The 23,337-nt window shown below is 61.2% G+C and carries 20 protein-coding genes; 15 read left to right on the forward strand and 5 right to left on the reverse strand.

Translation table 11 applies throughout. The annotated features are described in order from the left end of the window. Nucleotides 1-27: 27 nt before the first annotated feature. The 12 genes from AKN84_RS15540 to AKN84_RS15595 all read left to right on the forward strand — a co-directional run bounded on the left by AKN84_RS15540 (nt 28) and on the right by AKN84_RS15595 (nt 11,096). Complete coding sequence (locus AKN84_RS15540; protein ID WP_050421564.1) at nt 28-1,356, forward strand: MFS transporter; 1,329 nt, start codon at nt 28-30, stop codon at nt 1,354-1,356. Nucleotides 1,357-1,571: 215 nt separating this feature from the next. Beyond that, nucleotides 1,572-2,486: a P-type conjugative transfer ATPase TrbB gene (trbB, locus tag AKN84_RS15545; protein WP_193399657.1), complete on the forward strand. Its 915-nt coding sequence runs from the start codon at nt 1,572-1,574 to the stop codon at nt 2,484-2,486. Between the two features lie 28 nt (nt 2,487-2,514). Then, entirely contained in the window at nt 2,515-2,814 is a 300-nt protein-coding gene (locus AKN84_RS15550) for a TrbC/VirB2 family type IV secretion system protein (protein WP_244485162.1), read from the forward strand. Further along, nucleotides 2,814-3,077 (forward strand): VirB3 family type IV secretion system protein, encoded by a 264-nt coding sequence (locus AKN84_RS15555; protein WP_050421566.1) that lies wholly within the window; start codon nt 2,814-2,816, stop codon nt 3,075-3,077. Before AKN84_RS15550 ends, AKN84_RS15555 begins: the two co-directional genes overlap by 1 nt. A 10-nt stretch (nt 3,078-3,087) precedes the next feature. After that, nucleotides 3,088-5,529, forward strand: coding sequence for a conjugal transfer protein TrbE (trbE, locus tag AKN84_RS15560; protein ID WP_050421567.1), 2,442 nt, complete (start codon nt 3,088-3,090; stop codon nt 5,527-5,529). After that, nucleotides 5,526-6,254 (forward strand): P-type conjugative transfer protein TrbJ, encoded by a 729-nt coding sequence (gene trbJ, locus AKN84_RS15565; RefSeq protein ID WP_050421568.1) that lies wholly within the window; start codon nt 5,526-5,528, stop codon nt 6,252-6,254. Before trbE ends, trbJ begins: the two co-directional genes overlap by 4 nt. Further along, a complete protein-coding gene (gene trbK-alt / locus AKN84_RS15570) occupies nt 6,254-6,622 on the forward strand; it encodes a putative entry exclusion protein TrbK-alt (protein ID WP_050421569.1) in 369 nt (122 codons plus the stop codon). The genes trbJ and trbK-alt overlap by 1 nt, the downstream gene beginning before the upstream one ends. Then, nucleotides 6,619-7,848: a P-type conjugative transfer protein TrbL gene (gene trbL, locus AKN84_RS15575; RefSeq protein WP_050421570.1), complete on the forward strand. Its 1,230-nt coding sequence runs from the start codon at nt 6,619-6,621 to the stop codon at nt 7,846-7,848. The genes trbK-alt and trbL overlap by 4 nt, the downstream gene beginning before the upstream one ends. Before the next feature lie 93 nt (nt 7,849-7,941). Next, nucleotides 7,942-8,625 carry a conjugal transfer protein TrbF gene (gene trbF, locus AKN84_RS15580; RefSeq protein ID WP_050421571.1) on the forward strand — a complete coding sequence of 228 codons (684 nt, stop codon included), beginning with the start codon at nt 7,942-7,944 and terminating at the stop codon, nt 8,623-8,625. Then, nucleotides 8,622-9,653 (forward strand): P-type conjugative transfer protein TrbG, encoded by a 1,032-nt coding sequence (gene trbG / locus AKN84_RS15585; protein ID WP_050421572.1) that lies wholly within the window; start codon nt 8,622-8,624, stop codon nt 9,651-9,653. The genes trbF and trbG overlap by 4 nt, the downstream gene beginning before the upstream one ends. Then, nucleotides 9,650-10,855, forward strand: coding sequence for a TraB/TrbI/VirB10 family type IV secretion system protein (locus AKN84_RS15590; protein WP_050421573.1), 1,206 nt, complete (start codon nt 9,650-9,652; stop codon nt 10,853-10,855). The genes trbG and AKN84_RS15590 overlap by 4 nt, the downstream gene beginning before the upstream one ends. Before the next feature lie 4 nt (nt 10,856-10,859). After that, nucleotides 10,860-11,096, forward strand: a complete 237-nt coding sequence (locus AKN84_RS15595; RefSeq protein WP_050421574.1) for a DUF2274 domain-containing protein — start codon at nt 10,860-10,862, stop codon at nt 11,094-11,096. 195 nt (nt 11,097-11,291) lie between these two features. On the opposite strand, the gene AKN84_RS15600 is transcribed toward AKN84_RS15595, so the two are convergent. The 3 genes from AKN84_RS15600 to AKN84_RS15610 all read right to left on the reverse strand — a co-directional run bounded on the left by AKN84_RS15600 (nt 11,292) and on the right by AKN84_RS15610 (nt 14,176). Continuing rightward, a complete protein-coding gene (locus AKN84_RS15600; protein ID WP_050421575.1) occupies nt 11,292-12,200 on the reverse strand; it encodes a TauD/TfdA dioxygenase family protein in 909 nt (302 codons plus the stop codon). Between the two features lie 246 nt (nt 12,201-12,446). Then, nucleotides 12,447-13,127: an HAD family hydrolase gene (locus AKN84_RS15605; protein ID WP_050421576.1), complete on the reverse strand. Its 681-nt coding sequence runs from the start codon at nt 13,125-13,127 to the stop codon at nt 12,447-12,449. A gap of 419 nt (nt 13,128-13,546) precedes the next feature. After that, nucleotides 13,547-14,176 (reverse strand): FMN-binding negative transcriptional regulator, encoded by a 630-nt coding sequence (locus AKN84_RS15610; RefSeq protein WP_050421577.1) that lies wholly within the window; start codon nt 14,174-14,176, stop codon nt 13,547-13,549. 340 nt (nt 14,177-14,516) lie between these two features. Here AKN84_RS15610 and AKN84_RS50695 point away from each other — a divergent pair, with 340 nt between their 5' ends. The 3 genes from AKN84_RS50695 to AKN84_RS15625 all read left to right on the forward strand — a co-directional run bounded on the left by AKN84_RS50695 (nt 14,517) and on the right by AKN84_RS15625 (nt 21,083). Continuing rightward, on the forward strand, nt 14,517-15,152 hold the full coding sequence (locus tag AKN84_RS50695) for an enoyl-CoA hydratase/isomerase family protein (RefSeq protein ID WP_050421578.1): 636 nt from the start codon (nt 14,517-14,519) through the stop codon (nt 15,150-15,152). Between the two features lie 447 nt (nt 15,153-15,599). After that, nucleotides 15,600-18,704, forward strand: coding sequence for a DEAD/DEAH box helicase (locus tag AKN84_RS15620; protein ID WP_050421607.1), 3,105 nt, complete (start codon nt 15,600-15,602; stop codon nt 18,702-18,704). A gap of 828 nt (nt 18,705-19,532) precedes the next feature. After that, nucleotides 19,533-21,083, forward strand: coding sequence for a porin (locus tag AKN84_RS15625; protein WP_050421579.1), 1,551 nt, complete (start codon nt 19,533-19,535; stop codon nt 21,081-21,083). Nucleotides 21,084-21,165: 82 nt separating this feature from the next. On the opposite strand, the gene AKN84_RS15630 is transcribed toward AKN84_RS15625, so the two are convergent. Then, nucleotides 21,166-22,200 carry an LLM class flavin-dependent oxidoreductase gene (locus tag AKN84_RS15630; RefSeq protein WP_050421580.1) on the reverse strand — a complete coding sequence of 345 codons (1,035 nt, stop codon included), beginning with the start codon at nt 22,198-22,200 and terminating at the stop codon, nt 21,166-21,168. Between the two features lie 207 nt (nt 22,201-22,407). Next, nucleotides 22,408-23,331 carry a glutathione S-transferase family protein gene (locus AKN84_RS15635; RefSeq protein ID WP_050421581.1) on the reverse strand — a complete coding sequence of 308 codons (924 nt, stop codon included), beginning with the start codon at nt 23,329-23,331 and terminating at the stop codon, nt 22,408-22,410. Nucleotides 23,332-23,337 lie beyond the last annotated feature (6 nt).

Below are 23,337 nucleotides of genomic sequence, written 5' to 3' on the forward strand. Positions count from 1 at the left end.
TAGCGAGCTGAGAGCAAAGGGGCCAGCATGCAAATTTTAACAGCATGGCGTCGAATCGCGCGCGTCTTTCTGCCTTTTGCAGCTGGGTCCTATTTCTCTTATCTGTTTCGAACGATCAACGCTCTGATCGCCAGCCATCTCAGCTCGGATACCGGCGTTGGTGCTGCTGATCTCGGGTTGCTTACGTCAGTCTATTTTTTTGTTTTCGCAGCGGTTCAGATCCCCATCGGTATTCTATTGGACCGCTTTGGTCCGCGTCGCGTACAGAGCGTTTTGCTGTTGCTCGCAGCACTCGGCGCCGGACTATTCGCGGTATCGAACGGCTTCCTACTCCTCTTGATCGCGCGCGCAATGATCGGGCTTGGTGTCGCGGCGTCGCTCACGGCAGGACTGAAGTCCATCATCCTTTGGTTCCCCAGGGAGCGAGTTGCGTTGCTCAATGGCTACATGATCATGGTGGGATCGCTTGGAGCGGTGACCGCCACGGCTCCCGTCGAATACCTGCTCGCCTGGATGGGCTGGCGGCAGCTCTTTGACATCATGGCCCTCGCGACCGGTGCGACAGCTATTCTCATCTACGTCGTAGTGCCTGAACGAGGAGTGGCCCCATCAACAGCGGCCGCTTCCCTGAGCTCCGTCTTCAGCGATCGGCGCTTTTGGCGAATGGCACCGTTGTCGGCGACTTGCGTTGGATCGTCCTGGTCCCTGCAGGGATTGTGGGCATCGCCGTGGCTGACAGACGTCGAGGGGTTTGACCGTTCAAGTCTTGTCAGGCAACTGTTCATAATGTCGATCATGCTTGGCGGCGGTGCCTGGTTGTTCGGCATGACGGTCCATCACATCAAACGAAGGGGAATCGGGGCGGAGACGGTATTAACGATCGTTGCAGTCTTGCTTATCGCAGCCGAGCTGGCCTTGATCCTGCGAGTGCCTCTGCCATCCATTTTTCCTTGGTCCGTTGTCGCAATTGCCGGAACGGCGACCGTGGTCAGTTTTGCGGTAATAGCGGATTACTTTCCGCCTGAGCTTGCTGGTCGTGCCAATGGCACTTTGAACGTCTTGCACTTTGGCTGGGCCTTTCTGGCACAATCTGCAACAGGCCTGATCCTAGAGCAATGGGTGAGGAACGATGGCCATAGGCCCGTCCAAGCCTATCAAGTCGCTTTTGGTCTCAACGTAGTACTGCAGATCGCGACGCTGGTCTGGTTCGCGCTGCCCTGGCGCCGATCCATCGTTTCGTGGATAAGTTCAATCCTCTTCTTCAGGCCGGCTGACATTCGCTGCGCTGTCGAGTCAGTTGGGTTGTATGAGGACTCGGTCATCCTCTTGCCCGCGAATGACGATGTGGAGTGGTAAGCAAGCCACTCCCAGCGAACCGTCACCTCGAGTATCAATTCTCAGACTTTCTTTTTCTACGCTAGTCCACGATCGCTGAAGCTGCTTGTTGCGCCAAGTCCATCGGTGCCTTTTCTAATCATCCCATCTTAGGCGCCTCGTAGGCGCCTCGTTTAGTGGGGGCGGCGGTGGCAATTCATTCCATTCAATCGGAAGCGAATTCCCGCGGTGCGCGAATGCTGCGTAGCGCACTTGGCGCTGCGATTGTGGGCTACCTCGAAGATGAGACAATCATTGAGGTCATGCTCAATCCCGATGGGCGGTTGTGGATCGACCGGTTGTCCAGTGGCCTGATTGACACCGGCGAAACTCTGTCCGCGGCAGACGGCGAGCGCATTGTTCGCCTGGTGGCGCATCACGTAGGCGCGGAGGTCCATGCCGGCTCGCCACGCGTCTCGGCCGAATTGCCTGGGACCGGCGAGCGCTTCGAAGGTCTCCTGCCGCCGGTTGTTGCAGCTCCTGCTTTCGCGATCCGCAAGCCTGCTGTCGCCGTGTTTACGCTCGACGATTATGTCGCCAAGGGGATCATGACCTCGGGGCAGGCCAGGATCCTGAAGAGCGCCGTCGCCGCACGCAAGAACATCCTTGTCGCCGGCGGGACGTCGACCGGCAAGACCACCTTGACGAATGCGCTTTTGGCCGAGGTGGCAGAGACCTCCGATCGGGTCGTACTGATCGAAGACACACGCGAACTTCAATGCAAGGCGCCCAATCTTGTCGCGCTACGGACCAAAGACGGTGTGGCCACGCTATCGGACCTCGTTCGCTCCTCGCTGCGGCTGCGACCTGATCGCATCCCTGTTGGCGAAGTCCGCGGTGCGGAAGCGCTCGATCTGCTCAAGGCCTGGGGCACCGGTCACCCCGGAGGCATCGGGACCATTCATGCCGGCACCGCGCTCGGCGCGCTGCGGCGGCTCGAGCAACTCATCCAGGAAGCCGTCATCACGGTTCCGCGTGCCCTGATCGCCGAAACGATCAACCTCGTCGCCGTCCTTACGGGCCGCGGTGCCGATCGTCGCCTCGCCGATCTCGCCGTGGTCACAGGGCTCGGGGTCACTGGCGACTACGGCCTTTCACCAGCAGGAGACTAACATGCGTCCGCTTTATCGCTTTCTTCGAATGTCCGCATCGCTCACCGCGTGTGGCACGGTTCTCTTAGCGTCAGCACCGGCATGGGCGGCTGGGTCGAACATGCCGTGGGAGCAGCCGCTCAATCAGATCCTGCAGTCTGTCGAGGGGCCGGTCGCCAAGATCATCGCCGTCATCATCATCGTGGTGACCGGGCTCACGCTCGCGTTCGGGGATTCGTCAGGTGGTTTCCGCAGGCTGATCCAGATCGTGTTCGGATTGTCGATCGCGTTCGCGGCCTCGAGCTTCTTCCTGTCGTTCTTCTCGTTCGGCGGCGGCGTGGTGATCTAATGGATGAGCAGGTCGCAGGCTTTGTCGTGACCGTTCACCGGGCACTCACTGAGCCGATCCTGATGGGCGGCGCGCCGCGGTCGGTCGCGATTGTCAACGGCACGCTTGCGGCGGCCCTCGGACTTGGACTGCGGCTGTGGATCGCGGGTCTCGTCCTCTGGTTCATCGGTCACATGGCCGCCGTCTGGGCCGCCAAACGCGACCCCGCCTTCGTCGACGTGGTGCGCCGACATCTGCGCATTCCCGGTCATCTCAACGCCTGAGCCCTCGGTCATGATGAACCTTTCCGAATACCGCCATTCCAACGCGCGTCTCGCCGATTTCCTGCCTTGGGCAGCCCTGGTCGACGAGGGCATCATTCTGAACAAGGATGGCTCCTTCCAACGGACGGCCAAATTCCGCGGCCCCGACCTGGACAGCGCGGTGCCGGCTGAACTTGTCGCCGTCGCAGGGCGTCTGAACAACGCTTTGCGCCGACTGGGATCAGGTTGGGCCGTATTCGTTGAGGCGCAGCGTCATTCTGCGGGCGCGTATCCCTTGAATATGTTTCCGGATGTCGCGTCCGCGCTGGTCGACGCCGAACGCAGGGCTCTTTTCGAGGAGGCGGGCGCCCACTATGAGTCCAGCTTTTTCCTGACGTTCCTCTATCTGCCGCCGGAGGAGGGCGGCGCCCGGGCAGAGCGGCTCCTCTATGAGGGCCGGGATCGCACTGCTGGTGCAGATGCTCGGGAGGTGCTGCGCGGGTTCATCGATCAAACCAACCGCGTACTGCAACTCGTCGAAGGGTTCATGCCAGAATGTGCCTGGCTCGACGATCAGGACACGCTGACCTACCTGCACTCGACCATCTCGACCAAGCGTCATCGCGTTCGAGTGCCCGAAATTCCGATGTACATCGATGCGCTGTTGGCCGACCAGCCGCTGACCGGTGGGCTAGAGCCGATGTTGGGCTCAGCCAAAATTCGGGTCCTGACAATTGTCGGCTTTCCGGGCGCCACGACCCCGGGAATCCTGGACGACCTGAATCGCCTGCCATTCTCGTATCGTTGGTCGACCCGCGCGATCATGCTCGACAAGACCGACGCCACCAGGCTGCTGACCAAGATTCGGCGGCAGTGGTTCGCCAAGCGAAAGTCCATCGGCGCCATCCTCAAGGAGGTCATGACCAACGAGGCGTCGACGCTGCTCGATACCGACGCGCACAACAAGGCGCTTGATGCCGACGCGGCGTTGCAGGAACTGGGGTCGGATCAGATAGGACAAGCCTTTGTCACGGCAACCGTCACCGTGTGGGACCGCGATCCGAATGCGGCCAACGAGAAGTTACGGCTGGTTGAGAAGGTCATTCAGGGTCGGGATTTCACCTGCATGATCGAGACGGTGAACGCCGTCGAAGCCTGGCTCGGCAGTCTGCCGGGACATGTCTACGCCAATGTGCGGCAGCCACCGATTTCGACTCTCAACCTCGCCCATATGATTCCGATGTCGGCCGTGTGGGCCGGCGAGGCGAGGGATCTGCACTTTGAGGGTCCGCCTCTGTTGTTCGGCAAGACGGAGGGATCAACGCCGTTCCGCTTCTCCCTCCACGTCGGCGACGTCGGCCATACCCTCGTGGTGGGCCCGACCGGTGCCGGCAAATCCGTGTTGCTAGCTCTGATGGCGTTGCAATTCCGCCGTTATCCGAACTCTCAGGTCTTTGCGTTCGATTTCGGCGGCTCAATTCGGGCGGCCGCGCTCGCCATGGGCGGTGACTGGCATGATTTGGGCGGCGCCTTGTCTGACGGAGGCGATCAACCCGTTGCGCTGCAGCCGCTGGCCTGGATTGATGATCCTTCCGAGCGCGGATGGGCGACGGAATGGATCGGCGCGATCCTGGCACGGGAAAAGGTCGAGATCACCCCGGAGGTCAAGGATCATCTGTGGTCGGCGCTGACATCTCTCGCTTCGGCGCCGAGGCAGGAGCGGACCTTGACGGGCCTGTCAGTCCTTCTTCAATTGAACTCCCTGAAGCGCGCCCTGCAACCATATTGCCTGGGCGGACCTTCCGGGCGCTTGCTTGATGCCGAATTCGAGCGTCTCGGCGAGGCGTCGGTCCAGGCGTTTGAGACCGAAGGCTTGATCGGAACGAGTGCGGCGCCGGCCGTGCTGGCGTACCTCTTCCATCGTATTGGTGATCGTCTCGATGGCCGGCCGACACTCCTGATTGTCGACGAGGGGTGGCTTGCCCTCGATGACGAGGATTTTGCGGGGCAACTCCGGGAATGGCTGAAGACGCTTCGGAAGAAGAACGCGTCCGTCATCTTCGCCACCCAGTCGCTTTCGGACATTGATGGCTCTGCGATCGCGCCGGCCATCATCGAAAGCTGCCCAACGCGCCTGTTGCTGCCGAACGAACGGGCGATCGAACCGCAGATCACTGCCATCTATCGCCGTTTCGGCCTCAATGACCGCCAGATCGAACTTCTGAGCCGGGCAACGTCAAAGCGCGACTACTATTGCCAGTCTCGTCGCGGCAACCGGATGTTCGAACTTGGCCTTGGTGAGATTGCGCTCGCATTCACCGCAGCCTCTTCCAGGACAGACCAGGTCGCGATTACGCAGCTCATCGCCGAACGTGGACCCGACGGCTTCGTGCCTGCCTGGCTCGAGCAACGTGGCGTCGCCTGGGCGAACGATCTGATCCCCAATCTCGTCAATCTGGAGAAATCGCTATGAGAGCTCTTGGCCTATTGGCGACCACGGCCGCCTTCGCTCTGGTATTTGGTGTTGCGGTGCCCGCGAAGGCGCTGATCGTCTTTGATCCCAACAACTACGTCCAGAATGTCCTGACGGCCGCGCGAGAACTCCAGCAGATCAATAATCAGATCACCTCGTTGCAGAACGAGGCGCAGATGCTGATCAATCAGGCAAAGAACCTTGCAAATTTACCGTATTCGTCGCTGCAACAACTGCAAGCCTCGATCCAGCGGACTCAGCAATTGCTGGCACAGGCCCAGCGCATCACCTACGACGTCCAGCAGATCGACCGCGCCTTCTCGACGAGCTACGCGCCAGCGACCGGCAGCCAGTCGAACCAGCTACTGATCTCCAACGCTCAATCGCGCTGGCAAAATACTTACTCGGCAACTCAGGACGCGCTTCGCGTCCAGGCCGGCATCGTCGGCAACCTCGACACTAATCGTATCCAGACATCCACACTCGTAACATCAAGCCAGGGTGCCAGCGGCGCGCTGCAGGCAACGCAGGCTGGCAATCAGATCCTTGCGCTGAATGTACAGCAGCTCGCCGATCTTACAGCTGTCGTGACGGCGCAGGGCAGGGCGCAGAGCCTAGAAGCTGCTCAGCGCGCCTCGGCTCAGGATCAAGGACGAGAACAGCTTCGGCGGTTCCTGACACCGGGGCAGGGCTATCAATCCTCCAACGTGCAGATGTTTCACTGATGACCGACGTAAAGGCATTCAAGGCGCTGTCGCTGCTTACGACAATCGGCCTGGTGGCCGTCGCTGCCTGCACGATTCAACTGCGTGGCGGAGACGATTCTCCGCCGGCATCGAAGGCGGAGCAGACGACCGATGCAACCGCGTCCGATCTCGCACGCTGCCGCGGCGTCACTTGGGAGGAAGCAGCGGGCTATCGGCATTGTAGGCGCGTTTGGGACGAAAATCGGCGCCGTTTCTTTGGCAAAAGGGACAGCGCCGCAGCTTCCGGCCACGATGAGCCAACCAGTTCGATAGCTGTCTTAAAGGATCAAAGCCGGATCCCTCAGGGATATCCCAACCTTGCGACACCTGAGGTGAGCAAGCCATGACTGGTACCGGGATCATTGACCAGTTTCTGGAAACATTCACGCGTTATATCGATACCGGATTCGGGCTCCTGGGAAGTGACGTCGGTTATCTCGCGACGACTCTTGCCGCGATCGACATCACACTCGCCGCCTTGTTCTGGAGTTGGGGAACGGACGAGGACATCATCGCACGTCTCGTCAAGAAGACGCTTTTCGTCGGCGTCTTTGCCTACCTCATCGGCAACTGGAATGGCTTAGCGCGCATTGTTTTCGAGAGTTTTGCGGGTCTTGGGCTGAAAGCATCGGGCGCAAGCCTGTCCGCATCCGACTTTCTGAGACCGGGAAAGATCGCTCAAGTCGGACTCGATGCCGGCCGACCGTTGCTCGATTCGATCTCCAACCTGATGGGCTACATCAGTTTCTTCGAGAATTTCGTCCAGATCATCATCCTCCTGTTCGCCTGGGTCGTAGTGTTGCTCGCCTTCTTCATTTTGGCGATTCAGCTCTTTGTCACCCTGATTGAGTTCAAGCTCACGACACTGGCCGGCTTCGTGCTCATTCCATTTGGTCTGTTTGGCAAGACCGCCTTTGCGGCGGAGCGGGTTTTGGGCAATGTCATATCTTCAGGGATCAAGGTTCTGGTCCTGGCCGTCATCGTAGGCATCGGCTCGACCCTGTTCTCGCAGTTCACCTCTGGTTTCGGCCGCGCACAGCCGACCATTGAAGACGCGATGACACTGGTGCTCGCGGCGCTCTCCTTGCTGGGGCTCGGTATCTTCGGTCCGGGTATCGCAAACGGCCTGGTGTCGGGCGGACCTCAGCTCGGCGCGGGCGCCGCGATTGGAACAGGCCTTGCTGCCGGCGGCATTGTTGCGGCAGGCGCAGGTGTTGTTGCCGGTGGCGCTGGCCTCGCTGGTGGGGCGATTGCAGGCGCCGCGCGCGGTGGCGGCGCTGTCATAAGCGGAGTATCAGCCGCCTACCGCAGCGGCGGCCTTGCCGGCGCCGCGGAGGCTGGCACTTCGGCTGCCATGAGTCCGTTACGTCGTGCGGCGGCTGCGCTCGGCGGAAGTGGGGAAGCCGGCGCACAGGCCGCGAGCACCTCGGCCGAAGGTCAGCCCGATTGGGCGCGGCGCATGAAGCGTGCCGAGGCTATTCGGCACGGCGCATCGGCAGCCGGCCACGCGGTTCGCTCAGGCGATCACGGCGCCAGCGGCTCCTCCGTCGATTTGTCTGAAGGAGAGCGCTGAGACGCACCACTGCACCCCCAACGCAGAGCAGCACCTCAAACCCTTCCCTCGCACGACTTGAAACCGATCACTTGATCGCAGGGGCAAACATCGATGTTCAAACGACCATCAGTTCACTACGGGCGCATGCCCGAACCGATCACGCCTTATCAAAAGGCAGCCCAAGTTTGGGACGAACGCATTGGATCTGCCCGCGTGCAGGCCAAGAACTGGCGCTTGATGGCGTTCGGCTGCTTGACGTTATCAGCCGGTCTCGCAGGTAGCCTTGTTTGGCAATCGAGCCAAGGCTCCATCACGCCCTGGGTGGTCGAAGTCGATCAACTCGGCCAGACACAAAGGGTTGCGCCGGCCAACATCGACTATCAACCCAACGACGCTCAGATCGCCTACCATCTGGCGCGCTTTATCGAGGATGTTAGAGGCCTGCCCGCCGACGGCATCGTTCTGCGCCAAAACTGGCTCCGGGCCTATGATTTTACGACGGATCGTGGCGCCGCTGCGCTGAACGACTATGCGCGCAACAATGACCCCTTTGCCAAGCTGGGTAAGGCGCAAATTTCTGTCGACGTCTCGAGCGTCATTCGTGCGTCGTCGGAAAGCTTCCGGGTCGCATGGACTCAGCGCACCTACGACAACGGATCGTTGAGCTCGACGGAGCGTTGGACCGCGATTCTTACGATCGTGATCGAAACGCCGCGCGATGCCGAACGCCTGCGCAAGAATCCCCTTGGCGTCTACGTCCGCGCCATCAACTGGTCAAAGGAGTTGAGTCAGTGACCAAGACGCCGTCTGTTCATTCGAAGCGTTTCCTCCCGCACAGCAAGCTCAATGTGCCTCGGCCCGAGTTTGTGACCTCAAAGCGAGCGCTCCTGTCGGCGCTCTTGCTTTGTTTGTCGGCGCTCGGCGGGTGCGCGACCTACGTACCGCCGGAGATCAGCTATGACGCGGAGGTCCCGCCGCTGCCGGCAGCTCCAGTGGCACTGGACGATAGCTCGCGGCCGCTTCACGTTCCACCGCTCTGGAAGCCAACTCTCGGCGGCAAATCGGCCGAGAAGGAAAAGCCCGAACCCGTGAGCCGGGTTGAGACGGCAAACAGCGCAGCGAGGGTCGAACCGCGCAAACGTGGGTATTTCAACGCGGCGCAAATCTACGCTTACAGTCCTGGCGCACTCTATCAGGTTTACGCCGCGCCCGGGCAGATCACGGATATTTCGCTCGAGGAAGGAGAACAGTTGACGGGAGCAGGGCCGATCGCGGCCGGAGATACCGTACGCTGGGTCGTGGGCGATACCGAGAGCGGGAGCGGCGACACACGGCGCGTCCATATCCTGGTCAAGCCGACCCGAGCTTCGATTGAGACCAACCTGGTGGTCAATACTGACCGGCGCACTTACCTGATCGAACTCCGCTCCCGCGAGCGACCATACATGCCGTCTGTTGCCTGGTACTATCCAGAGGCGGTACGCGAACGGTCGCGTTCAGCTGCGCTGAAGCCCGTTCTTCCGGGGCCGGCGCAGCGCATCTCCCGCTATGCCATCGAGGGGGACAGTCCTCCCTGGCGGCCGCTCGCCGCATATGACGATGGCCGCAAGGTCTATGTCGAATTCCCGAAAGGCATCGTGCAAGGCGAGATGCCTCCGCTCTTTGTCATCGGCCCAGATGGCAAGACCGAACTCGTCAACTATCGCGCTTACGGCAACGTATTGATTGTCGATCGACTCTTTGCAGCCGCCGAACTGCGGCTCGGCGGCGAGCACCAACAGAAGGTCCGTATTGTCAGGACCGACGGGAGGCCGTCGTCATGAACAATGGAAACGATCACGGGCAAGCAGTTCCGCCGGCGACACAAGGCGAGCCGTCCCAAAGCTTCCGCTTGAGAGCTGAGCATCCGCGCGTCACGCGGTTGTCGCGGAAGGTCTTGGCCGGCGGAAGCGCCGTTGCATTGCTCGTCATCGGCGGAACTGTGTTGTGGTCGCTACAGAGCAATCGCTCCCGTAATCAAACGGCCGATGAGCTTTACAGTACCGACCACCACAATGTTGCGGACGGCATTACGACGCTGCCGAAGGACTATGCTGGCGTTCCGCGCCAACCCGTCCCACAGCTTGGTCCGCCGCTCCCCGGGGATCTCGGTCGACCGATCCTTGCCGCCCAAGGCCAGCCGCCGGCGATCGGCGCTGATCCGGACCAGCAGCGCCGAGATCAAGAGTCCGAGGCAGCCCGCATCAGTCATCTATTCGCTTCGACCAATGGAGGAGGAGTGCGTGCGCCCACCGCTGCGACGGTTGGAAGCGACCGCGCCGTGCTACCGAACGCAACGAGCACTGGCGACGATGGATCTGCGCAGAACGGCCAGGACCGCAAGCTTGCCTTCGTGAACGCCTCTGTGGATCGTCGCACGGTAAGCCCTGACCGCATTACCCGGCCGGCTTCACCCTACATTGTACAGGCTGGAACTGTGATTCCGGGAGCTCTGATTACGGGGATTAGATCGGATCTTCCAGGCCAAATCACCGCGCAGGTGACAGAAAACGTGTACGACACACCCACCGGTCGATTCTTGTTAGTGCCGCAGGGCGCGCGTCTGATCGGGGTCTACGACAGCCAGGTCACTTTCGGCCAGTCACGCGTCCTACTCGTCTGGACCCGCCTGATCATGCCGAATGGACGTTCCATCGTTCTCGAGCGACAACCTGGCGCTGAGGCTGCCGGATATGCAGGCCTCGAAGATCAGGTCGATAATCACTGGGGCGAGCTGTTCAAGGCTGCGGCACTATCGACGTTTCTGGCGGTCGGGACTGAACTGGGGGCCGGCTCGGACACCAACAGCAACGACAGCGCCATCATCCAGGCATTACGGCACGGTGCCTCCGACTCACTAAACGAAACCGGACAGCAGGTGGTTCGACGCAGTCTCAACATCCAGCCTACTTTGACCGTACGACCTGGTTTCCCGGTTCGTGTTCTTGTCAATCGTGACCTCATACTTACGCCGTATAGAGGGTGACAACATGCCAAAGCTCAAAATAGGAGAGCTTCCAGATGACAAGCCGGTCAAAGTGAGCGCGGAGCTGCCGGCGGCCGTGCATCGCGATCTCATCGCATATGCAGAAGCCCTTACGCGTCAAGGTGGTCAAGTGGTCGAACCGACTAAGCTCATCGCTCCCATGTTGGCGCGCTTTATGGCCACGGATCGAGGATTTTCTAAATTGAAACGTGGCGGCCGCGTACCGGTCGCCGGCGAATGACAGTGATGCTCAAGGCTTCTCGAAGCTGCCGGTCAAAGCTAACAGTACGATGCATCAACCGAGACGCTGCCGGGTTTGGCCCGTGAGCTAAGATATCGTGTCGGAAAGCGTGTTCCTGCGTCTGCCCCGAAATAACTCTGATTGCCCCGGCTTTCTCTGTCTTCAGACGCAAGAGCGCCTGGCGTCGATGGGCATTTATTCGGTCACCTTCAAGCGCGGTACACTGCTCCGGCCATCGACGCTGATAGGCACGTCGCCCTCGATTGTCGCCCGACGTACGACGCGATGCCCGTCCCCGTAATCGTTGACGGCGTAATGCTGCGTTGCGCGGTTATCCCATATCGCGATATCGCCCACTAACCAGTTCCAGCGCACAGTGTTTTCGGGCGCGGTGATGTGAGACTGGAACAGATCGAAGAGCTTTTGTCCGTCGTATTTGGAGATCCCAACAAAGTGCTTCACCAAAGCGCCGAGCACTAGCGTCCGCTCGCCTGTTTCGGGGTGGACGCGCACGACGGGATGCTCGGCCTCAAAAACCGTTCTGGTGAATACCTCGTCGAAGTGTTTCTTGTCCACCTCGCGGACACGCGCGATCCCGGCGTAATCGAAAACGTTGCTGTGAACGGCCCATAGCTCCTCGGCAAGCCGTTGTAGCGGCGGCGGCAGATCGAGATACGCGGAAGCTGTGTTCGACCACACGGTGTCGCCTCCGAAAGCTGGCATTACTACGGCCCGCAGGACTAAAATCTTGGGATAGGCATCGGCGAAGGTCCCATCCGCATGCCAAACATCGGCGCGACCGCCGCCGCGAGTGGAGTCCAGTTCGAGGAGCGAGGCCGTCCCCCTGGCGGCGCCGAGCATCGGATGCGGCGTTAGCTTTCCAAGACGAGCAGCAAAGCGCTCCTGTTCAACGTCATTGAGATGCCGTTGGTTGCGGAAGAAGATCACCTTGTGCTCGAGCAGCAAGCTGTTGATCGCAGCGATCGTGCGGTCCGGTAGATCGCCCGATAGCTCGATATTTTTGACTTCGGCACCGATGCGCGCTGCACGTTTCAGAACATCGGCGCCCGGAATGACGTCACCGATCAAAGCCGTTGTGCTCATGTTGTTTTTCCAAGCCCTTGAAGTTTCTGCTTTTCGAGGCGGATGATCTTCAGCAAGCAACGTGCCAGGCGAAAGAAGAACATGTAGCCCCCATGGCAACGAATTGCGCTATTTGGCGCGAGTTCTCGGACCAACCGATGATTCGACCGAGCGACAAAGAAGCTCGATCGTCGACCTCACCCACCGAATATGGTGCAAAGAGAGCGGCAGCCGACGGAAGACATTCAGTTATGTTATTGCAATCACTCAACTGCCCTCAAAAAGGCAATGCTTCCGTAAGATTGGTAATAATTCATGATGATCATAAATCATGTAGTCGGGCCCTGCCGCGCGTAAGCGCCCTTCGGAAACATATCCACCCACGATTGATACGTTGATAAGGCCAAGATTGCGGGCAATCTCGGTCTCAACTGGCATACCGCCCACGATGACAGTTCTTTCTGGGGATAGATCATTAGCCTGCATATACAAGCGCAGCCGTTCTTGCTTGCTCATGCTCCTAAACTGAGTTGCGCGGCTCTCAAATGCCAAGATGTCGGTGACGTGAGTCTTGATCCCAAGTCTTCGCAATTGTGTGCGAATTGGTCCAACAATGTGGTTGCTGACAATGACGGTTTGGATGGCTCGGTGATCAGCGGCGAGCAAAACATTTCGAGCCCCTTTACGTAAGGCCGCGTTGCGCGCCAGGAACTCATAAGTGTCGTGAAAAATGGCGTTGTCGTTGCTCTGTACGACTTCGATTTCATCTTTCGACATGTCCAGGTTGCGGAAAAGAACCGAAGGAGGAAGTTCGAACTTCTCTCGAAGCTTGTGCATATCCACAGCTGCGCGACCGAAGCGGCTCAAAATTGCATTGATGGTTTGCAGCACCGCGTTGGCGTCATCGAGCAGCGTGCCATTCCAGTCGAAAATAATCGCCGATTTCATGCGTGAAACTAAGGCAAATGTGATCGTGCGATAGAATGTGTTCGAGGCTTAGATATTCTGGTCTACATGTCTGGGGCGATCGTAGTGGTTCGAACGGAGTCGTCACGGGTGCAACGCGTGCCAGTGAGCTGAACGGGCGGACCGTTCTTCTGAGGCGAGAGGGCGGGTGGAGAGCGTGAGCATTGCTGCTTCTGTAGCTCTGTTTCTGGATCGATTTGGTTGAAGCAATGGCCATGCCAGCCAGCGTTGGCATGCAATAAGGCCGGAAGGGCTTTGGAAGGTCTCAACGCTTGCTATGCGCGCTGCACTGGACCGGACACAACATTGCGTCTCTGTCAGAATACGGACAAGAGTCTGTGCGATAGCTCCTCGCTCTCTGTCGACCGGCGCTGTTGGCGCCAGTCATGCACAGTGTCGCCTCAGCCCTGAACCAGGATAAGAGCTGCAACTTCCTGATCCCGTGGCAGTTTGCTCGCCGCCAGGCCGGAGGCGACACCAAGGCGGTCAGGCGCGGGGCGGTTTTGACTCATCTTGCGCTTGCCTTCGACCCTGGTGATGGGGATGCGCACGCCAACGATCTCACGCAACTGGGCGGCGATGAAATCCGCGGGAGCATCTCTGACCGCCCAAGGTGTCGCACGTGACGTCTCATGGATATTCGTCAGGCGCGTCACGGTTTCAAGCAGGCGATCGGGATCCTCGAAGAACTCGGTCGGCCCATGGGCGTGAACCGCGATGTAATTCCATGTCGGCACCACACGTTCAGCTTGTCGTTTGCTGGGATACCAGGATGGCGTCACATAAGCCTCTGCGCCAGTAAAGATCGCGAGAGCTTCTCCGATCGGGGGCGTGCGCCATTGCGGATTGCCCTTCGCTAGGTGCCCGTACAGCGCGCCGTGTTCGCCTTCGCTCTCATCGAGAAAGAGCGGAAGAGGCGTCGCAAGCGGCCCGTCTGACGTGGCCGTAACCAGGTTGGCCAATCGGGCGCGGCGGATTGTCGCTCGAATGTTCTCGAGGTCGTCGTCTCGAAAGTGGGGTGGTATGTACATGAAGGTTCTCCGTTGGAGGTCGTCGAGATAAACCCAGGTCAGTATGCTAGAAAACTGCCAGTTTCAGTCGCCCCCGTAGAGGGTTCCACGTTGGATCGAGCCGCCTTGCTCGTGGCCCGGCCGGCCGATGATCGCGCCTCCTCACGCACTTCTGGGGCCGTGATATAGCTGAGCAAGGCAATTGTGACGGACCAGGCGGCAAGTCCGGTGCAGCGGTAGCTCGGTTCTATTCGTCGCTCTGAACGTCTGGGTTCCCTTGGACTGCTGCCCGCCCGAGCCATATTCTCAACTTGGAATCTACAACAGCTGAGGGCGGAGAATACGGCGGTGCCTCACGGGCATGATTGCAGCAGTTGAGAAGCCGGTCATCGCGGCGATCAACTGGCTGTGCATGGGTGGAGGCTTCGAGTTTGCGCTGGCGTGCGATCTGCGCGTCGCCGGGAATGCCGTCACAGCAATCGGTCTGCCGGAGACGCGCATCGACAGCTTTCCCGGTAACGGCGCTACCCAACGCTTGCCGACGATCATTGGTACAGCCAAAACGCTTGAGATAATCCTGCGGGGGCTGACCCTGACAGGGCCGCGAGCCCACGAAATTGGGATCGTGCATGAGGTCGTCGCCGGCCCAGTCGCTCGCGCCTTGAGATGGTGTAAGGATATCGAGCCGAGGTGCCGAGGGCCTGGCATTGGCCAAAAAGCCTTACCCGGGGCTGCCCTGAACCGTCCTATGGCCGATGGCTTGACCGACGAACGTAGGAGCTTGAGGATGGCCTCGGCCCGCGAGGGCGGCCGCCCGCTCGCCGGCTCAAATGCAGAAGCTTTAATGCCGACGGAAAGCTGGTCTCAGGTGAGTGTCAGGGCTCCGCTGGACGCCCAGACGCATGACGTCTCACATCGCGAGCGGTCTAGTGCCGCATTGCGCCGACCGTTAAGGGAGCCCGAGGGGTCTCGCGCCGATTCCATTCTAATCTGCTGATGAGGAATTCGGGAGCTTCCTCATTTGGAAACGATTGGCTAGCTATTGAAATCGCTGGCGGGTGTTTTTCTTATTTTTTTCCAAAAGGGCCTTGATATCGTTCATTAATCTAGTTGATTTTGATTCCGCCATTCGGAGGTTCGATCCCTCCCGCCCCAGCCAGCACGCAAGCCATTGATTTTTATGGAAGAATCGACTTCTCCCCGATCGCCCGTACGGGCATTTCGGGGCGGGATCGGGCTTTCTATCTGGAAATCCGTGCCGCTTTGGTTTCCATGCCGGTGGCCGATAAGCGCTGAGTCGCCCCACGTCACCGGGCGATCGCTCTCACGAAATAACGATGGATCTGACGTGGCGAATACCAAGAAGGCCCGCGCTGCTGCTGGCGCGAAGAAGAACAGCAAGGGATTGGCGCGTTCCGGGATCTCATCTTCCTCGCCCCTCGGCATGTTGGCGCTGCATCTTCTCGAGCAGTGGAAGCAGTCCGGCCGCGACGGCATCGTTTTCCTTGCGGAGAGCGAGAACAGGGCCGAGCGCCTCGGCAGCGTGCTGCATTCCCTCGATCCGTCGCTCGAGGTGCTGGTGTTTCCGCGGCTGAATACCTTGCCATTTGACGGACTGGAGCCGTCGCGCGAGATCGCCGGCAGGCGGAGTTCGGTGTTGCGGCGTCTGGCGAAGAGCAAGAAGCCCGTCTTCCTGGTGTCGACGGCCGAGGCGGTCATGGAACGGTTGCCGTTGCCCGCGAGCTGGGGCCGCCTCAGCATCAGCTTGAAGGTCGGGGCGCGCTATTCCGAGCAGGATCTCAAGGATCGTCTGGAGGCTCTCGGATACGATCTCGACGAAGAGGCGGATTATCCGGGAAGCGTTCTGTTCCACGGCATGACGTTCGAAGTGTTTCCGGCCGGCGCCCTTGGGCCGTTCAGGATCGAGCATTCCGGCGGCGTGATCGGCAGAATCGCAGGCGTCGATCCCGACGAACACGACGTGGTCTTCGACACGCAGGAACTGCTGATCGATCCGATGTCCGAACGGATCGCGCTGGGAGGCAAACGGGCGCAGCGCGCGGCGCTGCCGGATTATTGTGAGCGCGCGCACTGGATCGCGGACGCAGGCGTGTCGGGTCACGCCGACAGCTGGCTGAGCACGATCAAGGAGGCTGCCGGCCGCCGGGAGACCGAGCGCGAGTATTTTGCGCCCGCTGACTGGAAGCGGCTGATCAAACGCATGAGCGTGCTGCCGCGAAAGGCGGCGTTCATCCCGACACCTGATTTCTCGAAGGTCGCCTCGTCGCGCAAAGCGCTCCGTGCCTTTGTCGCCGACACCGAGCGCGCCGGATCGCGGCTGCTGCTCGTTGCAGCTGTTGAGGACGACCTGCGCACGATGGAGCGCATGGGCGGGATCAAGGCGGAGCGCTTCACCGACTGGAGCGAGGCGGCGAAGGGGCGGAGCGGCGAAGCCGCGCTGTTGGCAGACTTCGACACCGGCTTCATCGATTCAGGCCGCAAGCCGCTTGTCGTGGTGACGGCGACCGACGTGCTCGGCAGCCGGGCCCATCATCCGCAGCCGATGGCCAGAGCCTGGAGTGCGGCGTTCGATCATCCCGACGTGCCGGAGCGGGGCGCGGTCGTCGTTCATCTGCAGCGCGGCCTCGCCGTGCTCGATGGCCTGCAGACTTTCGACATGGGGAAGGGATCGTCCCGCGAGATGATCAGGCTGGCATTCGCCGGCGACGATGCCGTGCTGGTTCCGCCCGCCGACCTTGCACTGATCTGGCCGTATGCGGCTGAGCTCGGCAGGCTGACATTGGACAAGGCCGATGGCAGCACATGGTGGGCGCGACGGACCAAGGCGGAGCAGGAAATCCAGATCGCCGCCAAGGCGCTTGCCAAACACATCGCGCAGCGGCGTCGCCGGCGCGCGCCCAAGCTGGTCGCTCCCGGTCCGGCATATGAGCGGTTCGTCGCGCGCTTTCCGTATTTCACGACGGTCGACCAGGCGAAGGCGATCCGGGACGTGCTTGACGATCTTGCGTCGGGGCATCCGATGGACCGGGTCGTGTGCGGCGATGTCGGATTTGGCAAGACCGAGGTCGCCTTGCGTGCGGCGGCCGCCGTTGCGCTGTCGGGCAAGCAGGTTGCCATCGTCGTGCCGACCACCGTTCTGGCAAGGCAGCACGTCGCGACGTTCCGCAAGCGGTTTGCGCCGCTTGGCATCGAGGTGGGAAGCCTGTCGCGCGCGACATCGGCGCAGGAAATGCGCGAGACCAAGGAGAGCCTGCGAAGCGGCAAGATGAAGGTCGTGGTCGGCACGCAGGCGATCGCATCGAAGGACGTCAAATTCGCCAAGCTGAGCCTCGTCATCGTCGACGAGGAGCAGCACTTCGGGGCAGCGGAGAAGGCGAAGCTCTCGGGTCTGGCGAAGGGCGTCCATACGCTCTGGATGAGCGCCACACCGATCCCGCGCACGCTTGCGGCAGGTCTTGCGGGATTCAGGGATCTCAGCGTGATCGCATCGCCGCCGGTGCATCGGCTGCCGGTCGTGACCAAGATCGCGCCATTGTCGGACGCTGCGATTGCCGCGGCATTGCTGCGCGAGCAGCGGCGTCACGGGCAGAGCTTCCTGATCTGTCCGCGCATCCAGGATCTCGATCCGCTGCTGGCGCGCGTGCAGGCGGTCGCCCCGGAGCTCCGCATCGTTTGTCTGCATGGCAAGCTGCCCGCCGATGAACTTGACGACCGCATGATGAGCTACGTCGAAGGCGAGGCCGACGTCCTGTTGGCGACCAACATCGTGGAAAGCGGCCTCGATATTCCGCGGGCGAACACTATCGTGGTCTGCTGGCCGGAAAAGTTCGGTCTGGCACAGCTTCACCAGCTGAGGGGACGGGTGGGACGCGGCGGAACGCGCGCCTTCGCGTACATGCTGACCGAAACGAGCTCGGAGCAATCCGGCAAGCGATTGGCCGTTCTGGAGGAGTTCAGCAGACCGGGCGCCGGTTTTGCGATCAGCGAGCGTGATCTGGACCTCAGAGGTGCCGGAGACCTGTTGTCCGAGCGGCAATCCGGCCACGTGCAGGTGTTCGGACCGGTGCTCTATAGCCACCTCCTGAAGCAGGCTTCGGAGAAGACCAACGATCGGTCCGCCGATATGTGGGTGCCCGACCTCAACCTTCCGCTCGCGGATCTGTTGCCAAGGAGTTACGTGCAGTCGGAATCGATGCGCCTTGAAATTTATGGCCGCGTCGCCAGGTGCCGGAATGAAGACGATTTGGAAGATCTCGAGGAAGAGACCTCGCGCCGCTTCGGCAGGCTGCCGCCGGCGGGTCGGGATTTCTTCGCGGCGGCAAGGCTCAGGATCGATTGCAAGCGGCGAGGCATCGTGAGGCTCGATGTCGGGCCGGAGGCCGTCGCAGCGACGTTCCTCCCGGGGAGGCTGCCGAAATCCAGAGCACGATCGCTCCAACGCGACGGCGATCGCGTGTTTTACTCAGACAGGACACACGAGCCGCCCTTCGAGCGGATCAACGATCTGCTGGATATTCTGGACGAGTGAGTGCGACGTCACTCCTGGCAACGCCCTCGCGGGCTGTGTCGCACGCCTGCTGCTTTATTGTGCGTACCAGCTCTCGTCACAAACGAGTCTTGTGACTGCATCCGACTGCATCCCGCCGTGTGACTGCGTCACGCGCGCAGTGGAGATATTTCATCGCGCAGCTGCTGCGGAGAACAAATCGACTGATCCGGCGCACTGACATCGCAGTGACATCTAGTGCCGGTACTGCAGACAGGAAGCGGTCCGTCCGCCGTCCTTCGGCCTGCTCCGAGCCATCGGAAAGCCCCTTCCAGGCTCGACTCGACGGTATCCGGGGCGGACTATGTCGTTCAGATACCGGTGTTTTTGGGCCGAAATATCGTGCCCGGAGCCGGAATCAGTGCCGCCAAAGCGGGCTCCGATTTTCGCTTACTCGGTAGGACTACGCGTTTTGCACACCGTTCCGCCCGGTGTTGCCCAAATTTGCGCCCACTAGCGGTATCTCAAATATTCTTATTAAATTTCAATGGCTTGTTGAGGTGCCGCAGTTCAAATGCCCGTGATATTTGTGCAACATTTGCCCGAAAACAGCCGCAACTCCTGCCATGGCAAGCGGTCTTTTGTTGCGTGATCGGGGGGCTTCTGTCTCATATGGAACTGCGACGGAGGGGGGCATCCCGAGGTCGTCCCGTTCTAGGTGGTTCGCTTAAGTCCCTCGCGTTCATGCGGGTGTGTCCGAAGGCGCGAAGCGACTAAGCGGGGATTTAAGGGACAAAGGGAACCAACCTGAGGGTGTTTACCCGGCGGATCCGGAACCTTCCCTGAGATAGAGCAACTTGGAGGTTTAACATGAAGATGGTTAAGAGCCTTATCCTCGGCTCGGCGGCGGCTCTCGTCGCGGTCGGCGGAGCTCAGGCGGCCGATCTTCCCGTCAAGGCCAAAGCGGTCGAGTACGTGAAGGTTTGCTCCCTGTATGGTCCCGGTTTCTACTACATCCCGGGCACCGATACCTGTATCAAGCTGGGCGGCTACCTGCGCGCCGACGTCGTCGTGAACTCGAACTCGGATCACACCGGCAACACCTCGGGTGCCGGCGGTGCGAACAACCGGTTCACCAACGGCTACACCTGGCGCTCTCGTGAAGACCTGAACATCGATACCCGTACCGCGACCGAATACGGTGTCGTCCGTACCTTCTTCGATGCGACGTTCTCGTGGACGTCGGACACCTACGCTGGCCAGGGCAACGGCGCGACCGTTTACTCCCCGATCGGCGCGGTTCAGGCTCCGAACAACGCGAACTCCGGTGCGGTTGCAGGCGGTACGGTTGGCGTCTACTACGCCTTCATTCAGTTCGCCGGCTTCACCATGGGTAAGGCGGTCTCGCAGTTCTCGGCTCCGTGGGCCAACTATCCGGGCAACAACTTCGACGGTCTCGTCGGCGGCGGCGGTACGATCACTGGCGTGAACCAGTTCACCTACACCGCTCAGTTCGGCAACGGCGTGTCGCTGTCTCTGTCCGCTCAGGACCAGACGGCGTACTATCAGGCTGGCGTGAACAACACCCTCGCGGGTGGCGCTTACGGCACCAGCGATTACGCCGGCACGATTGCTCCGGACCTCGTCGCGATGCTGCGCGTCGACCAGGCTTGGGGTCTGTTCCAGGCGTCGTTCGCGGCGCATGACAACCACGCGGCCTACTACGGCGGCACTGAGTTGACCGGTCATCCGGACGACAAGTGGGGCTGGGCTGGTCAGTTGGCCTTGTCGATCAAGAACATTCCGACCGGACCTGGCGACACCATCAACGTGCAGGGCGTCTACACCAACGGTGCGACGCGCTACAACATCCAGGACCTCGCTGGTTCGGCTGGTGCGAACACCATTTATGGTGGAACCGGTCTGCCGGGCGCCTACCAGAGCGTTGGTATCGGCGTTGCGCCGGACAGCGTATTCGGTGCTATCGGTGGCGTGAACACTGGGCAGCAGCTGGTCACGACGTGGGGCTTCCGCGGTGCATACGTGCACAACTGGAACCCCTACTGGAACACCTCGATCTACGGTGCTTATGCCGGTATCACCTACAACGATACGGCTAAGACCCTGCTCTGCGGCGTCGGCGGCGTGGGCGGTTCGGTTCGTACCACCCTCAATGCTCTGGGCGGCGCGATCACCACCTGCAACCCTGACTACAATATCGCGCAGATTGGTACCCAGACCCAGTGGACCCCGGTCAAGAACCTGACCTTCACGGCAGACTTCACCTACACCCATCTGGATCAGAAGTATGCTGGTACGGTGTCGGCGCCCAGCGCCGCGATCGGCAAGCCTGCTGCTCTCTACGAGCTGAAGGACCAGAACACCTACACCCTGCTGCTCCGCGCTCAGCGCAACTGGTAATACCGGTTGATCTGATAGCCAACTAACAGAGCCCCCGGTGGAAGCACCGGGGGTTTTGCTTTGTGCGGGCGGCTCTCGTGTGTCACGCGGCGAGCATGTCGCGCACCATCGGCACCACCTTGCTTCCATAGAGCTCGATGCTCTTCATCAGCTTCTCATGCGGCAGCGGGCCCGCCGAATATTTCAGCTGGAAGCGCGCGGCGCCGAGCGCCTTCACGGTCGCCGCGATCTTGCGGGCGACGGTTTCCGGCGCGCCGACATAGAGCGAGCCGTGCTCGGCCTCGGCGACGAACTCATCGCGGCTCATCGGCGGCCAGCCGCGCTCCTTGCCGATCCGGTCGCGCATGACCTTGTAGTCCGGCCACAGCTCCTCGCGCGCTTGCGCATCGGTCTCGGCGACGTAACCCGGCGAGTGCACGCCGATCGGCTGCGGCGTCCGGCCGAATTGCTGGTAGGCGCGCTGGTGCAGGTCGACATAGGGCGCGAAGCGCTTGGGATCGCCGCCGATGATGGCGAGCATCAGCGGCAGGTCGTAATGCGCCGCGCGCACCACGGATTCGGGGCTGCCGCCGACGCCGATCCAGGTCTTCAGCCGGCCGTGCTCGACCGGCGGATAGACCGACTGGCCCTTGAGCGGCGGCCGCAGCTTGCCCTCCCAGGTCACCGGCTCCTGCTTCAGGAGCTCGGTGAACAGGTCGAGCTTCTCCTCGAACAGCTCGTTGTATTGCCGGAGGTCGAAGCCGAACAGCGGGAACGACTCGGTGAACGAGCCGCGGCCGAGGATCACCTCGGCGCGGCCGTTCGAGACCGCGTCGACGGTTGCGAAGCGCTGGAAGACGCGGATCGGATCGTCCGAGCTCAGCACCGTCACCGCAGAGCCGAGGCGGATATTCCTGGTGCGCGTGGCGATTGCCGCCAGCACCGTCTCGGGCGAGGAGATCGCAAAGTCGGCCCGGTGGTGCTCGCCGAGCCCGATGAAATCGATCCCGAGCTGATCGGCCAGCACCGCCTCGTCGACGACGTTGCGGATCACCTGGGCATGGTGCAGCGGCGCGCCGGCGGCGTCGTTGGTGACGTCGCCGAACGTATCGAGCCCGAATTCGAGAGAGGTCGTCATCACATAGTCCAGTTGTCGGCGTGGCGGAGCATCCGCCACGGGCCACCCATCGCACGCAGGCCGAGAGGTCGGGTTGCTGCGGATCTGTCCGCAAGCCTGCGCTGTGGAGCCTTCGGTTGGAGATGGGGTGGAGGTATTGCCTGTTCGCGGCCCGACAAGGTCAGGCCGCGAAACGCAGCGTTTCCAACCCCGCGAGCCGGCCGGCGATCAGCCCGGGACGACCAGGAAGCCGGCGCGCGGGAAATGTACCACGACCTCGCCGACGCGCTCGTCGGACCGGCGGATCGCGATGTGCTGTGCCGACAGCGAGACGATCTCGCCGCGGACCGGGATCCTGCCGTAGTCATCCGGCATCACGCTGACGATGTCGCCGGGCTTGCGGCCGTTCGGATCCGCGCCATCGCCGAACACCGGCGACTCCGGCTGCGCCTTCGCCACGACCTCGAGCGCGTCGGCCGACGACATCTCGGTGCGCGTGCCGTGGCCGATGGCGCGGATGCGCTCCTCCCACGCCGCGGTGCGTGGAAAAGGCCTCATCATTTCGTCGATCGTGGCGATGCTCTGCCGCGCGTACCACACGTTCATGTAGGCGCTGACATCGGCGAGGCTGAACTCGCCGAATAGCCACGGCCTGTTGTCACCGAGTTGCGCCTCGATCCAGTCGACATTGGCGCGGAATTGGTCGCGCATCTGCGGCAGCGCCGCGGTCATGGCGGCGATGTCGAACTTGCCGCCGCGCAGCTTCTCGCGGTCCGCGATGAAATCCTGCGGGACTTTGTCGCCGATAAAGCCGAACACGAGGTTGACCGTGCTTTGGAAGAACGGCCGGTCGGTCCACATGCCGAGCGCCCAGGGCATCCCGGCATTTCCCGCGGGAAACAGCGTCGGCGTCGGATAGCGCCGCTCCAGCTCGCGGATGATGATCTGGGTGTCACAATAGATGTCAGCGCCGATCTGCATCGTCGGGGTGCGGCGATAACCACCGGTCATTGGCATCAGATCCGGCCGCGGCATGATCCGGGAAATCCGCACCGAGTTCCATGCGAGCTTCTTGAATCCGAAGATGATGCGGATCTTCTCGGAGAACGGCGACTGATCGAAATGATGCAGGATCGGCGTGGGCTGCGGCATGGCCTT

Origin of the sequence: Bradyrhizobium tropiciagri (assembly GCF_001189845.1) — a bacterium.
Lineage (GTDB): Bacteria > Pseudomonadota > Alphaproteobacteria > Rhizobiales > Xanthobacteraceae > Bradyrhizobium > Bradyrhizobium tropiciagri.

Excerpts from the sequence above, each read along its gene's own strand:
- AKN84_RS50695 (WP_050421578.1), top strand. The coding sequence starts at position 14,517 with ATGATTGCAGCAGTTGAGAAGCCGGTCATCGCGGCGATCAACTGGCTG.
- AKN84_RS15620 (WP_050421607.1), top strand. The coding sequence starts at position 15,600 with ATGTTGGCGCTGCATCTTCTCGAGCAGTGGAAGCAGTCCGGCCGCGAC.
- AKN84_RS15550 (WP_244485162.1), top strand. The coding sequence starts at position 2,515 with ATGTCCGCATCGCTCACCGCGTGTGGCACGGTTCTCTTAGCGTCAGCA.
- trbE (WP_050421567.1), top strand. The coding sequence starts at position 3,088 with ATGATGAACCTTTCCGAATACCGCCATTCCAACGCGCGTCTCGCCGAT.
- trbK-alt (WP_050421569.1), top strand. The coding sequence starts at position 6,254 with ATGACCGACGTAAAGGCATTCAAGGCGCTGTCGCTGCTTACGACAATC.
- AKN84_RS15600 (WP_050421575.1), bottom strand. The coding sequence starts at position 12,200 with ATGAGCACAACGGCTTTGATCGGTGACGTCATTCCGGGCGCCGATGTT.
- AKN84_RS15625 (WP_050421579.1), top strand. The coding sequence starts at position 19,533 with ATGAAGATGGTTAAGAGCCTTATCCTCGGCTCGGCGGCGGCTCTCGTC.
- AKN84_RS15540 (WP_050421564.1), top strand. The coding sequence starts at position 28 with ATGCAAATTTTAACAGCATGGCGTCGAATCGCGCGCGTCTTTCTGCCT.
- AKN84_RS15590 (WP_050421573.1), top strand. The coding sequence starts at position 9,650 with ATGAACAATGGAAACGATCACGGGCAAGCAGTTCCGCCGGCGACACAA.
- AKN84_RS15595 (WP_050421574.1), top strand. The coding sequence starts at position 10,860 with ATGCCAAAGCTCAAAATAGGAGAGCTTCCAGATGACAAGCCGGTCAAA.
- trbJ (WP_050421568.1), top strand. The coding sequence starts at position 5,526 with ATGAGAGCTCTTGGCCTATTGGCGACCACGGCCGCCTTCGCTCTGGTA.
- AKN84_RS15555 (WP_050421566.1), top strand. The coding sequence starts at position 2,814 with ATGGATGAGCAGGTCGCAGGCTTTGTCGTGACCGTTCACCGGGCACTC.
- AKN84_RS15605 (WP_050421576.1), bottom strand. The coding sequence starts at position 13,127 with ATGAAATCGGCGATTATTTTCGACTGGAATGGCACGCTGCTCGATGAC.
- trbL (WP_050421570.1), top strand. The coding sequence starts at position 6,619 with ATGACTGGTACCGGGATCATTGACCAGTTTCTGGAAACATTCACGCGT.
- AKN84_RS15635 (WP_050421581.1), bottom strand. The coding sequence starts at position 23,331 with ATGCCGCAGCCCACGCCGATCCTGCATCATTTCGATCAGTCGCCGTTC.
- AKN84_RS15610 (WP_050421577.1), bottom strand. The coding sequence starts at position 14,176 with ATGTACATACCACCCCACTTTCGAGACGACGACCTCGAGAACATTCGA.
- trbF (WP_050421571.1), top strand. The coding sequence starts at position 7,942 with ATGTTCAAACGACCATCAGTTCACTACGGGCGCATGCCCGAACCGATC.
- AKN84_RS15630 (WP_050421580.1), bottom strand. The coding sequence starts at position 22,200 with ATGACGACCTCTCTCGAATTCGGGCTCGATACGTTCGGCGACGTCACC.
- trbB (WP_193399657.1), top strand. The coding sequence starts at position 1,572 with ATGCTGCGTAGCGCACTTGGCGCTGCGATTGTGGGCTACCTCGAAGAT.